The following is a 13,618-nucleotide window of genomic DNA, read 5'->3' on the forward strand; positions in this document are numbered from 1 at the left end:
AATGCTTTATTTGTGGTTAAAATCATTCCATATCATCGCGATGGTCGCTTGGTTCGCTGGTTTATTCTACTTGCCGAGATTGTTTGTTTATCATAGTGTGGCGGAAGATGCGATCAGTCTTTCACGATTCAAACTCATGGAGCGGCGGCTCTTTTATGGCATTACTTATCCTGCAGCTATTCTGACGACCTTATTAGGCATTGGGTTGCTCATGTTAAATTGGCGATTTTATCTGGCGAGCGGTTGGATGCATGTTAAACTGACTGCCGTGCTGCTTCTATGGGGATATCATGGGTTTTGCGGACGTTATTTACGTCAATTTCACAACGACAACAACCATCATACACAAGTATTTTATCGGTTGTTTAATGAAGTGCCGACAATTTTGCTAATCTTAATCGTGGTAATGGTGACAGTTAAACCATTTTAAATGCCACATTGTGCGATTGAGTAAACCCGTTTACGAAGCACCAAACGTACTTAAATAGGAAAGTGCAAATGCATTTTTATCGGTTGATCCTTCATTTTGTTGCTGGCTTGAAGAAAACTGATCTTTGTTAAGAAAGTACATCCCTAATCCAAGAGGGATTGTAAATAAAGTCAATACACCTGCAGCAATTAAAACATTAGTAGACATCGCTGCTGAGTGTAAGACAAACCCGCCGACTAGCAAGGCTAATAACGTAACAGCTATCGCGCCAACGATAATCGACATCCAGGTATCTGTTGAAAAAACAGATAATAAGAATGAGGCAGTATAACGGCACCCATTGACTATACTCGATAACATATTATTCCATCTCAACCATTTCAAAATCTTCTTTACCTGCACCACAATCAGGGCAATACCAGTCCTCTGGCACATCTTCCCATTTTGTTCCAGGCTCAATGCCATCTTCTGGCCAGCCTTCTTCTTCATCATATATAAATCCACAAATTATGCAAATATAACGCTTATAATCGCTCATCATACTTCCGAATCATTAAAAACTGATAATTTACCCAGGTTGGCTTAAATTGTAAAGGTCTTAACCTATAAAGGGTTGAGATAATCCTACTTCCATGGTAAAAAGAGCACCTAATTCAAACTAAAATCAGTAGAATCAAGTTATGTCTAACTCAGAACGATTATTCGAACTAGCTAATCAATTTATTCCAGGAGGCGTCAATTCGCCTGTACGTGCTTTCAAAGGCGTAGGAGGCTGCCCAATATTTTTTCGCAGGGGTGAAGGGTGCCGATTAACGGATGTTGATGGCACAGACTATATCGATTATGTGGGTTCATGGGGACCCCTTATTTTAGGGCACTCCCATCCTAAGGTGATTACGGCTGTTCAGACAGCATTAGCAAATGGCATGAGTTTTGGTGCACCCACTGAGCTTGAAATTGAACTTGCACAGAAAGTCATTGAGATTGTCCCTTCAATCGAAAAGGTAAGGATGGTGAGCTCGGGAACTGAAGCAACAATGACAGCCATTCGTTTAGCGCGTGGTTATACGGGTAAAAATAAAATTATTAAGCTGAATGGTTGTTATCATGGCCATAGTGATAGTTTGCTGGTAAAAGCAGGCTCCGGCGTATTAACATTAGGAATTCCTGCAACCCCGGGCATACCAGACAGCATTACTGAACACACGTTAACAGCCGACTTCAATGATCTGAATCAAATTGAATTATTATTTAAACAATATGGCGATGACATTGCTGGTATCATTCTCGAACCTGTTGCAGGCAACATGGGCCTTGTATTACCTGCAGCAGATTATCTGCAGGGATTGCGTGCGATTTGTGACCAATACCAATCCCTATTGATATTTGATGAAGTGATGTGTGGTTTCCGTGTGGCGCTTGAAGGCGCTCAAGGTTATTATAATGTAACTCCCGATTTAACGACGCTAGGAAAAGTCATTGGAGGAGGAATGCCTGTAGGTGCCATCGGGGGTAGCAAAGCGATCATGGATCATTTAGCACCGGTTGGTCCCGTCTATCAAGCAGGAACGCTTTCCGGTAATCCACTTGCCATGGCCGCAGGGTTGGCTACACTCAAAGAAATTCAGAAACCTGGATTTTTTGAAAACTTAACCAATTCAACCAATGCACTAGTTAATGGGTTAATGGAAATCGCTCGTCGTTACAACCTACCTTTTTACGCCCAGTCAATAGGCGGTATGTTTGGTTTTTATTTTGCAAACACAACCACGATTCGTGGTTATGACGATGTTGCAAAAGGCGATTCTACAAAGTTTAAATCATTTTTTCATGGCATGTTAGCAAAAGGTGTCTATTTCGCCCCATCCATGTTTGAAGCAGGCTTTGTCTCACAGGCACATACGTTAGCCGATATCGAGGAAACATTAGCGAAAGCGGACACTGTGATGGCGAACCTTTAAATTATTTTATACCCGTGATCATTCAAAATGCGAGTTTTCTGCTTTTTCTTTTTCGCCCTGCAAAACGTTAAAGAACACTCAAGGGAGTGAGCCATTGGGCGTTTTTTAACGTTTTTCAGGATCAAAAAAATAGAGGCGCATAAATCCTCGCATTTTGAATGATCACGGGTATATTATAAAACTGTCATACATTGTTCTGCCATAGCCTTCTCTTCATCCCCGGGAATAACCAAAATAGGGATGGATCCATTATGGATAATGGAAGGCTGTGTCCATCCTTGATTACTATTTAAATTAGCATCGATGGATAACCCTAGATGATTTAAGGGCTGGATTGTTCTCGCTCTAATGTCGACTGAATGTTCACCGATGCCACCAGTAAAAACAAGCGCATCTAAGTTGGGGCATTGGCCATAATAAGCAGCGATGTATTTTTGTAACTGATAACAAAACATCTCGATGGCGAGCTTAGCATCCATATCGCCAGCAGCTTCATGCTCAAGCAATCTGCGCATATCATTTTCACCGCCAATCCCTTTTAAACCGCTACGACGATTGAGCATGCTTGAGATACTTGCCATTGTAATACCTTGATCAGCAAGATAAAGAATAATGGACGGGTCGATATCCCCGCAACGTGTCCCCATTATCAATCCTGGCAATGGTGTAAACCCCATCGAGGTATCATACGATTTCCCATCTTTTATTAAGCAAGCACTGGCACCATTTCCTAAATGCAATGTGATTAGCTGGCAATGTGAAAGGGGTTTTAAAAGGAAGCCCGCGGCTTGTTCAGCAACATACTGATGATTGATTCCATGGAAACCATAGCGTTTGATTTGGTATTGATGACAGATATCCTTATCGATTGCATAAGTATGAGCGCTTTCAGGCATGGTTACATGAAATGCTGTATCAAAGATAGCGACATGTGGGCATTTGGGAAATAAAGATTTAGCCACTTCAATACCCAATGCATTTGCTGGATTATGTAACGGTGCTAAATTTGATAATGATTGAATGGTTGATAACACGGTTTTATCAACCACAGTGGGTGTGCTAAATTGACTTCCACCATGAACAACACGGTGGGCAATTCCGATAATTTCACCTTGAATGCCCTCTGTCACAGGTTTAAGCAAGGCTTGAAAGGCTTGTTGATGATTTTTAAAGAGATGCTCGCTTTTAGTCGTTTCATGAGTCCAAAAGCTCTGTTTTTCGCCAATTCCTTCGATTAACCCTTTAAACTCTAGCACCATCGTTTGATCTTTGATATGGAAGGCGCTGTACTTAATGGATGAGCTACCTGCATTAAATGTTAAAATCCATTTCATGGTGAATTCTCGCTTGCTTGAATAGCCGTTAACAAAATCGTATTAATGACATCCTGGACAGTGCATCCACGGCTTAGATCGTTGACTGGTTTATTTAATCCCAATAAAACAGGTCCAATTGCTAGTGCGCCAGACTCTCTCTGTACTGCTTTATAGGTGTTATTTCCTGTGTTTAAATCAGGAAAAATTAGAACATTCGCTTTGCCAGCTACTTTTGAGTTGGGTAATTTTTGTTTTGCAACGCCCATGTCAACCGCAGCGTCATATTGAATCGGGCCCTCAACTAAGTAATCTAATTTTTCTTTAGCCAACAGCTTGATAGCTTGATTGACTTTATCCACACTTGCACCATGACCGGAACCGCCTGTTGAGTAAGAAAGCAGCGCTACCCTGGGATCGATATCAAGGCTTTTGGCCATGACAGCCGCTTGCATGGTAATTTCAGCTAACGTCTTTGCGTCTGGTTCAGGATTAATGGCACAGTCGCCATAGATAACTACTCGGGTGGGTAAGCACATGATGAATACGGAGGATACTCTATCAACACCCGGTTTTGTTTTGATAATTTCAAGCGCTGGGCGAACGGTGTCTGCGGTTGTGTGAGTTGCTCCGGAAACAACACCATCAGCATGGTTGAAATAGACCATCATGGTGGCATAGTAGTTGCCATCAGCCATGCGTTCAATTGCAATAGGAAGATTGACATTTTTATGTTGACGCAATTTGAAATATTGTTTTGCATATTTTTGAATGTTTGGCGCGCTTTCAAGATCCAAAATAGATAAGTTTGGCAAGCTTAAATCATGTTGTTTGGCTAATAAGAGAATTTTTTCAGGATTCCCAATAACGGTTAATGACACAATTTCCCGTTTAAGCAGATAGTCGGCAGCTTGCAATATTCGAATATCTGTTCCTTCCGGCAAGACAATGTGTTTTTTCATCTTCTTTGCTTTAACCGACAAATTATGGAGAAATAATGCGGGGTTCATTTCATCGGTTTTAGGCGACTTATTGATGGTTGTTAGCATCAGCTGAATATAGGGTGACATTAATTCCCCCGCTTTATCTACCCTGTCCATATCATCTTCTTGCAAACTAAATTTGGCATTGTGAATCGTGGTTGCTGTTTCATAAGTCTTTAATGGGGTGACCATCACCGGGAAGGTATGCTCTAGCCCTGATATAATTTCTGAAATGACTTTGCTCGGTTTCATCCCACCAGTTAGCACGATACCGGCTATTTTGGGGTAATTAGCCGATTGATCGGCAAGTAGGGTGCCTAACAATATATCCATCCGATCGTCAGGTGTTATAATCAACATTCCCTTACGATCTAGCCTTGATTGCAAAAAATTAGTCACCGTTTTAGCTGCAACAGTAATTTCTTTCACTTGTCGGTGGATATTGGTTTTTCCAAAAATGATTTTTGCAGATAGGAGTTTGGCAACGTCTTTAACCATTGGATAAGCAAATTCTTCAAACTCAGGTATAATCGAAATGCATAATTGAGTGAAAAAACTTTGTAATTGGCTTGACGTTTCAAGCTCATTGCCAAGATTAAACTGATTGATAATAACGCCGCGGACATTCGTATGGTTTCGCTTTGCAATGTCCAGCGCTGATTGAATCAAGGTTTTGATATGACTAGTTTGCCTATCTTTGCCAGAAACCACAAGGATGACCTCACAATTAAGCTGATACGCTATTGAGAGGTTGAATTGAAATTCCGCCATATCATTATCGCTTTCAAAATCACTGCCTTCAAAATAGCAGGTTTTCTGCTCATCGATTACAACTTTATCAAACAAAATCGTTTGCAATTCATCAGGTTGATTGCGCATAAGCGCAATAGCATCACTGATAGGCATGATGGGTTTAACGGGCTGATGTGTCAAATTTTGAAGTATACTAAAGTGAGCATTATCTCGTTCACTAAACAACTTAAAACATTGAAATGGCAAACCATCTTTATACAATTGTGACACGAAGCCTAGCGAGACAAAGGATTTGCCTTTTCTTTTCTCGATGCTGGTAAGATACAGTTTTTTGGCCATGCTTTTTCGATTAAGGAGATATTAAATTAAGTATACCCAACGAAATTCAAAATGCGAACCAATAACAACGTATGCTGTTAATTGGGTATAAACCCGAGTAATAGAAAACAGTGTATCTTTTGCTTTTTATGGTGATAAAATATAGACAAGATGTTAATTAATTTTTGTAAATAATGAGTCAACCGTTTCAACCGATTATTCCTGCAGATATCGAATGGCAACAAGGCATTCCTTATGCTAACCAATTTAATGATATTTATTTTAGCCGTGATAATGGGTTGGCTGAAAGTGTTCATGTATTTTTGTTAGGCAATGATCTACCAAACCGCTGGCAGGTATTGCCAGAAGGAAAACCATTTGTCATCGCAGAAACAGGATTTGGAACGGGTCTAAACTTCCTTTTAACCATGCGCTTGTGGGAGGCCCAAGGGCTCAAGAAAAATACCCTCCATTATTACGCTTGTGAAAAGCATCCGCTCAAACTAGCGGATTTAACGAAAGCCTTAACCTTTTGGCCGGAGTTGACAAAGTATGCCCAACAACTGATTGAAAGCTATCCCGCCTTAATCCCGGGCTTTCATTCCATTGAATTTGAAAATGGTGTTTGTCTAACACTGATCTTTGCTGATGTCGTCACATCAATGGAAAAATTAATACCAAGTTGCGAGGGAATGATTGATAGTTGGTATCTTGATGGTTTTTCGCCTGCAAAAAATCAGTCAATGTGGACACCCCAGCTATTTGCCTACATTAGTAAACTATCTCATCAGCAAACACAATTAGCCACTTTTTCGTGTGCACGTATGGTAAAAGATGGCTTAGTCCAAGCAGGATTTACGTATAAAAAGACAAAAGGCTATGGTCAAAAAAGGGAGATGATCCAAGCCATTAAAACTAATCAATCTAATAACCATAAGTTATTAAAAAAGAAAAGCTTATGGGAATTTGGCCAGTATAAAAAGCCCTCCAAACAAAACGCATTGGTAATCGGAGCAGGACTTGCCGGTTGCATGATTGCTTATCATTTGGCAAAGCTTGGCTGGCAAATAACTGTGCTTGATAAAGGAGCACAACCAGGTGTTGGTGCGTCTGCAAATCCGAGAGCCGTCATATTTCCCAGTTTCTCAGCTTATGATTCACCTCTAAGCCAAATCATGCTCCAAGCCTATCCCCATGCCATCCGTTTTTATCAACAATTCGACATGACTGGTATAGAGCATGAATTCAATGGCATGATATCCCTTGAACCAGCAGAAACCTATAATCCTATCTTCCTTCACTGGCTTGAAACGCTTTCACCCATGGTGGAATTTTTATCAGAAGCTGAGTTGTCTAAAAAGGCGGGGTTGAACATAACCGGAAAAGGCCTTTGGTTTCCAAAGTCTGGATGGATAAATAGTCAGCAATTATGCCAAAAGCTACTCGACCATGACATGATCGATTTCATCGGTAATACCAACATTTCAACGCTGAATCACGATGACAATCACTGGCATGTTAATAATCATCATGCTGAGGTAGTTATTTTGGCTAATGGTTGGCAAATGAAAGAGTACTCACAAACCAACTATCTCCCTTTAAGGACAATAAAAGGCCAGATGACTGCCTTAACTTCGACGACACAGTCCGATTTGCTTCGTGTTCCCGTCTGTTGCAATGGCCATGTTCTCCCTGCCACGGACGGTTATCATTATACAGGTGCAACGTTTGAAATTGATCGCCTTGAGGCGATAGCAAGCCTTGAAGCGGATCGACAGAACTTACATACATTAAATGCAATACCACTTGATTGCGAGTGGTCCAAGGAAGTCGTTAATCATTGGTGTGGCATCCGAACAACGATCAATGATTATATGCCAGTTGTTGGCTCAATTCCTAATCAGGAAAAGTTTATCAATAATTTCAAAGCGTTTGAGAAGGATGCAAATCGGTTTATTGAAAACCGTGATCCCTTTGAAACAAACTTATATGCTCTGACTGGTTTTGGTTCAAGAGGGTTAACGACCATCCCATTATGTGCCAGTTACCTCGCGAAACTCATTGCGAATCATCCGTTGAATATGCCACATAATTTGCTATCTGCCATTGCGCCAGCCCGTTTTCTGTATCGCCGGATCGTGACCCGGCAAAATGTTCTATAATTATAGGTGTCCTCGATGATTTAATGGAATACAACATCGTGGATTCCACGTGGGCAAAGGAGTGGTCATGGATGAGAAAATGGAACATACGCAACCAGAGGTGCATATCAGTGTTGAAACGTATCTTAATCATATCGTACTTGGTAAATTTCCCGCTAGATTAATAGAAAACCGCCCTTTAGAAGATTTTGAACATGATGGACAAAAATATATTGTTGATTTAGAGCCTTGTGATCAAGGGTTTATCTATCCTGATGCTGACTTTGAACAAATGATCAGTTCAAATCCTGCTTATATAAAAAAATTAATGGATCAATTCAATCGTGTATTGGTTCATTTTATTGATGTATTCAACCGGGTTGTTGATGGAGATTTTAAACGCTTGGAAGACAAATTACCCTTTCTACAACAAGCATATCTCTTAAAGCTCAACAGTCAAAATGAACCGCCATCTTCCATTCAGCATTGTGTTCCAAAAATACGGTTTTTCAGGGATTTTTGTTATCAAATTGTTCAAGCATATATAGCGGGAAGAAACCCCGAAGATTTTAAACAGTATGCGGCAACAAGGCCAAAAAATGTGGCGAGAATGCGGAAAATGGTTTCCTATATGTCCCTCGAATGCATGAGCAAAAGGCATTTGTATCGACAATTTATTCATAGCCAAAACTATATTAACGCCCATGCGCTCACATTATTGCCTGAAGCTGATCTAAAAATGCAACTATTGACGAATCTAATAAACACGTATAACGAGGCCTTAACGGCGATGACACATTCGGATAGTAAAAGGTCTGCTATTGCGCGATTTACGCATCTTGATCTAACACTATTCAATTCTTACGCAATACAAAAAGATAGGTTTGAACCGCTTGTGCTATCGCCAGAGTTAACAATCGAGGACGTTTTAAAACATTTCGTGTATTTGTTGAGGAATCTAGACGATAGTCTTCGCAAAAGCCAGACGAGTGCTGTACTCAATGTCTTACGAAACAATTCATTTTTTTCTAAAAGCATGAAAGAAAATACCTTGCCTGAAGCGTTAGCAGAAACCATCCAGGATTGTCTCAACCAGATAATGCCTGTGGAAATTGGTTCTTCAAAATTAAATGGGGAACAGCTCTGACGGAGCCATACGATAAATAATCAAAGATTTTTAACTCTATCTATGCTAGGATAAGTCCATTTTATAACAAGTTATAATTATACATGGAACGAATAAAGATATTTCAAGTCGATGCCTTCACCGATAAATTATTTCATGGCAATCCTGCAGCTGTATGTTTACTTCAAGAATGGTTAAATGATGAGTTATTGCAAGCGATAGCCCTTGAAAATAATTTATCTGAAACAGCGTATGTTGTTGAAAATGAAGATGGGTATCATATTCGATGGTTCAGCCCAAATGGCGAAGTTGACTTGTGTGGGCATGCAACATTAGCAGCCGCAGATGTCCTATTTTCATTGCAGCAAACAGATAAACAATTCACTTTTTCGAGTTTAAGTGGCCCTTTGTACGTTAGGAAAGATAATCAATTTATCGAGATGGATTTCCCGTTAATGCATAATGAGCAAATTCCAAATCAATTTTTGGAAGACTTAATTAATCAACCAATTATTGCTGCTTATTGTTCACCAAAAGATTGGCTAGTTATTTTGGATAATGAAGAAAGGGTTAAACAAACTCAGGTTGATCAAATTCGTCTTCTGGCGCATGATATGCAAGGATTAATTGTGAGTGCACCGAGTGACGATGTTGATTTTTACTCAAGGTGTTTTTACCCCAAACATAAAATTCCTGAGGATCCGGTTACGGGATCAGCGCATTGTTTGTTAACGCCCGTTTGGGCTGAAAGGCTTGGAAAATCTAGCTTTGTTGCTCGGCAAGGGTTAAGCCGTAAAGGAACGGTTCATTGCCAACTAAACGATAACCGCGTGTTATTAAAAGGCGAATGTCGTCGTTTTATGGAAGGAACCATTGAGCTTTGAGCGGACAATTAACAAGAATAAATCGTATGTTTCTTGGCAATCTAGTCTTTGTTTATGGATTTAGCTTTATATGAAATAATGCGGCAGGAATTTAAGATAGATAGCCAACGACGATAGACAATCTATAAGTAACAAGGGAGCGTTTGATGACAGATTCTATGGGTCATATGTTTAGGCAATTAGTCAACCAAAAGCACATTCTTCCGATTGTTGGAACCATTAATGCTTACTGTGCGTTATTAGCTAAGAATGCAGGTCATCGTGCTATCTACTTATCAGGTGCTGGGGTTGCCAATGCCTCCTGGGGTATCCCTGATCTTGGGATGACGCATTTAGGGGATGTTTTTGAAGATGCGCGTCGCATCACCCAAGCAGTTGATTTGCCTCTGTTAGTCGATATAGATACAGGTTGGGGGCATGCCTTTAATATTGCTAGAACCATTAAAATGATGGAGCAAGCAGGCGTCGCAGCAGTCCATCTAGAAGATCAAGTATTAGCCAAACGTTGTGGGCACCGCCCAAATAAAGCCGTTGTCAGCCAAGAAGAAATGGGGGATAGGATTAAAGCAGCTGTTGATGCCCGCCAGGATCCATCATTTGTAATTATGGCAAGAACGGATGCTTATGCGATTGAGGGTATGAACGCTGCTGTTGAGCGTGCGAACTATTATGTCGAATTAGGTGCGGATATGATTTTCGCAGAAGCTATGACGACACTAGCAGAGTATCAACAATTTGCCGAGCAAGTAAATGCACCGATATTAGCAAACATAACCGAGTTTGGTAAAACACCGCTGTTTTCTCAAACTGAATTGGAAAATGTTGGAATAAAAATGGCATTATATCCATTGTCAGCTTTCCGAGCGATGTCACAAGCTGCCTCTTTGGTCTATCAAACAATCAAGGAGGAGGGATCCCAGGTATCCTGTGTTGATACAATGCAAACAAGAGAAGAATTATATCATCATTTAAATTATCATACCTTTGAACAACAATTAGATCGATTAAGGGAGAAAAAGGATGACCAATAAACAAGGCGGTTTGGCGGGTGTTGTTGCAGGTGAGTCAGCTATTGCAACGGTGGGTAAAGCCGGAAAAGGCCTAAATTATCGCGGCTATTCCATTGATGACCTTGCAAACCATGCAACATTTGAAGAAGTTGCCTACTTACTTCACTATGGTCAATTACCCAATCAACGAGAACTGGATCGATATCAAGAAAAATTAATTTCTTTACGTAATATTCCTTCTGCATTAAAAGATGTACTAAGAGCGATCCCCAAACACGCACATCCAATGGATGTTTTAAGAACAGGATGTTCATTTCTGGGAAATTTAGAGCCCGAGGAATCATTTAAACAACAATATGACATTGCTGATCGTTTATTAGCCATATACCCAGCCATTATGTGCTATTGGTATGCATGGCACTTTCTTGATAAAGAAATCAGCGAATACTCGGATGAACCCACCATTGGTGGTCATTTTCTTGCCTTGCTTCATCAGAAAAAGCCAAATGATCTTGCCAAAAACATGATGAATGTATCCTTGATACTTTATGCAGAGCATGAGTTTAATGCGTCGACATTTGCTGCCCGGGTGACTGCCGCCACGCTATCGGATATCTATTCTGCGATGACGTCTGCTATCGGCACACTGCGTGGTCCCTTGCATGGTGGAGCGAATGAAGCAGCAATGGAATTGATTGAGCAATTTACTACAGCAGATGAAGCAGAAACAAAATTATTGCAAATGCTTGCAAATAAAGAAAAAATAATGGGCTTTGGGCACCGTGTATATACGGATTGCGATCCGCGATCAGACATTATCAAAACATGGTCGAAGAAATTTGCGCAAACGACTGGCGATATGACCTTATATGATATTTCTGAGCGAATCGAATCATTAATGTGGCGAGAAAAAAAATTATTTCCTAATTTGGACTTCTATTCAGCATCCGCCTATCATTTTTGTGGTATACCAACCTTTTTATTCACCCCAATTTTTGTCATGTCAAGAACGACCGGTTGGGCTGCACATATATTTGAACAACGTGCCAACAACCGTTTAATTAGACCCACATCCGAATATATTGGCCCTGAACAACGCCATTATTTACCCATTGAACAACGAGGTTAATATGTCCCATTTTGTCGAAGAAAATGTAAAGCCTGATTATGATGCTGTCATGCAGTCCATTGCTGATTATGTGCTGGATAAAACCATCCTCAGCAAAGAGGCCTATGAAACAGCACGACTTTGCTTAATGGATTCAATGGGATGTGCTATGTTAGCGCTCAACTTCAAGGCTTGCCAAAACATGCTCGGCCCCATCGTTCCAGGAGCAACACTCGATAATGGATTTAAAGTGCCTGGCACGCCTTATCAATTGGATCCGGTGGAAGGGGCCTTCAACTTTGGCACGATGGTGCGTTGGCTTGACTTTAATGATACCTGGTTAGCGGCGGAATGGGGGCATCCATCGGATAATTTAGGGGCAATTTTAGCGGTATCCGATTATTTATCTCGTCAAGCGATAAAGCAGGGTAAATCGCCAATAACCATGCATCAGGTGATGACAGCGATGATCAAAGCCCATGAAATTCAGGGGGTAATGGCTTTAAAAAACAGCTTTAACCGTGTGGGATTAGATCATGTTATTTTAGTTAAGTTGGCCAGTGCTGCTGTCACAGCCCAATTATTGGGTGCAGATAGGGATCAACTACTACGGACGCTGTCGCAAGTGTTTGTGGATGGCCAATCATTAAGAACCTATCGACATGCACCCAATGCGGGCTCAAGAAAATCGTGGGCTGCAGGCGATGCGTGTGCCAGAGCTGTCCGTCTTGCGATCATCGCAAAGCGTGGCGAAATGGGTTATCCATCGGCACTCAGTGTGAAGACATGGGGCTTTTATGATGTGTTATTTAAGGGGCAAACGTTTGAACTTCCCCAACCATTTGATAGCTATGTGATGGAAAATGTGTTGTTCAAATTATCCTATCCTGCGGAATTTCATGCTCAAACAGCAGTTGAATGTGCGGTTAAACTTCATCAAGATTATCAGCATCGACTCGATGAAATTAAAGAGATAGAACTTGTTACCCATGAGTCAGCTATTCGTATCATTTCAAAACAAGGCGAACTGCATAATCCGGCAGATAGGGATCATTGCTTGCAATATATGGTTGCAGTGGGGCTGGCATTTGGTGATCTTAAAGCCGAGCACTATGAAAATGAAACAGCAAATAACCCGATCATTGATACATTGCGCTCTAAAATGACAGTAAAAGAAAATAAGCAGTTTAGCGATGATTATCTCGATCCACAAAAACGCTCTATTGCCAATAGTATGCGCCTCCATTTTACAGACGGTAGTAGCAGCGAGTTAGTAACGATTGAATATCCAATTGGTCATAAGCGTAGACGCAAGGAAGGCATCCCGGTTTTAATTGAAAAGTTCAAACATAATTTATCCACGCGCTTTGATGATAGTAAAGTCGCTCAACTCATCAAAGTGTGCGACGATTCAACATATTTGAATCAAATGCCTGTCAATCAGTTTGTCGATCTTTGGCAACAATGATCCTAAATGGAATACTGTCGGGCTATGTGCCTGACAGGACTCTTCTTTCAATCATAGGCTAAAAATAATCAATTGACATTTATTGATCTTTCATTTTACATGGTATGATAGGCGTGCTTTTAA

General features: G+C 40.7%; 12 protein-coding genes. 8 read left to right on the forward strand and 4 right to left on the reverse strand.

Annotation, left to right across the window (positions count from 1 at the left end; all coding sequences use genetic code 11):
- Position 1: 1 nt before the first annotated feature.
- Complete coding sequence (hemJ, locus tag AB3348_RS00465) at positions 2 to 430, forward strand: protoporphyrinogen oxidase HemJ (RefSeq protein WP_367605575.1); 429 nt, start codon at positions 2 to 4, stop codon at positions 428 to 430.
- Between the two features lie 30 nt (positions 431 to 460).
- Here the strand turns inward: hemJ and AB3348_RS00470 are convergent, their stop codons facing one another.
- Positions 461 to 790, reverse strand: a complete 330-nt coding sequence (locus tag AB3348_RS00470; protein ID WP_367605576.1) for a hypothetical protein — start codon at positions 788 to 790, stop codon at positions 461 to 463.
- Between the two features lies 1 nt (position 791).
- On the reverse strand, positions 792 to 968 hold the full coding sequence (locus AB3348_RS00475) for a rubredoxin (protein WP_367605864.1): 177 nt from the start codon (positions 966 to 968) through the stop codon (positions 792 to 794).
- A 142-nt stretch (positions 969 to 1,110) separates the two neighbouring features.
- Between AB3348_RS00475 and hemL the strand changes: the two genes are divergently transcribed.
- Positions 1,111 to 2,391, forward strand: a complete 1,281-nt coding sequence (hemL, locus tag AB3348_RS00480; protein WP_367605577.1) for a glutamate-1-semialdehyde 2,1-aminomutase — start codon at positions 1,111 to 1,113, stop codon at positions 2,389 to 2,391.
- A 173-nt stretch (positions 2,392 to 2,564) separates the two neighbouring features.
- On the opposite strand, the gene AB3348_RS00485 is transcribed toward hemL, so the two are convergent.
- The gene (locus AB3348_RS00485; RefSeq protein WP_367605578.1) at positions 2,565 to 3,725 is read right to left on the reverse strand and encodes an acetate/propionate family kinase; all 1,161 of its coding nucleotides are present in this window, start codon (positions 3,723 to 3,725) and stop codon (positions 2,565 to 2,567) included.
- The gene (pta, locus tag AB3348_RS00490) at positions 3,722 to 5,779 is read right to left on the reverse strand and encodes a phosphate acetyltransferase (protein WP_367605579.1); all 2,058 of its coding nucleotides are present in this window, start codon (positions 5,777 to 5,779) and stop codon (positions 3,722 to 3,724) included. The genes AB3348_RS00485 and pta overlap by 4 nt, the downstream gene beginning before the upstream one ends.
- Before the next feature lie 173 nt (positions 5,780 to 5,952).
- Here pta and mnmC point away from each other — a divergent pair, with 173 nt between their 5' ends.
- The 6 genes from mnmC to AB3348_RS00520 all read left to right on the forward strand — a co-directional run bounded on the left by mnmC (position 5,953) and on the right by AB3348_RS00520 (position 13,495).
- Complete coding sequence (gene mnmC / locus AB3348_RS00495) at positions 5,953 to 7,920, forward strand: bifunctional tRNA (5-methylaminomethyl-2-thiouridine)(34)-methyltransferase MnmD/FAD-dependent 5-carboxymethylaminomethyl-2-thiouridine(34) oxidoreductase MnmC (RefSeq protein WP_367605580.1); 1,968 nt, start codon at positions 5,953 to 5,955, stop codon at positions 7,918 to 7,920.
- 67 nt (positions 7,921 to 7,987) lie between these two features.
- Positions 7,988 to 9,046, forward strand: a complete 1,059-nt coding sequence (locus AB3348_RS00500; protein WP_367605581.1) for a hypothetical protein — start codon at positions 7,988 to 7,990, stop codon at positions 9,044 to 9,046.
- Between the two features lie 83 nt (positions 9,047 to 9,129).
- Positions 9,130 to 9,909 carry a PhzF family phenazine biosynthesis protein gene (locus tag AB3348_RS00505; RefSeq protein ID WP_367605582.1) on the forward strand — a complete coding sequence of 260 codons (780 nt, stop codon included), beginning with the start codon at positions 9,130 to 9,132 and terminating at the stop codon, positions 9,907 to 9,909.
- Positions 9,910 to 10,055: 146 nt separating this feature from the next.
- Entirely contained in the window at positions 10,056 to 10,940 is an 885-nt protein-coding gene (gene prpB / locus AB3348_RS00510) for a methylisocitrate lyase (RefSeq protein ID WP_367605583.1), read from the forward strand.
- A complete protein-coding gene (prpC, locus tag AB3348_RS00515) occupies positions 10,930 to 12,048 on the forward strand; it encodes a 2-methylcitrate synthase (protein ID WP_367605584.1) in 1,119 nt (372 codons plus the stop codon). Before prpB ends, prpC begins: the two co-directional genes overlap by 11 nt.
- A gap of 1 nt (position 12,049) precedes the next feature.
- Positions 12,050 to 13,495 (forward strand): bifunctional 2-methylcitrate dehydratase/aconitate hydratase, encoded by a 1,446-nt coding sequence (locus AB3348_RS00520; protein ID WP_367605585.1) that lies wholly within the window; start codon positions 12,050 to 12,052, stop codon positions 13,493 to 13,495.
- The last annotated feature ends 123 nt before the right edge of the window (positions 13,496 to 13,618 follow it).

Source organism: Legionella sp. W05-934-2, assembly GCF_964199965.1.
In the GTDB taxonomy this organism is placed as follows: Bacteria; Pseudomonadota; Gammaproteobacteria; order Legionellales; family Legionellaceae; genus JAFIFT01.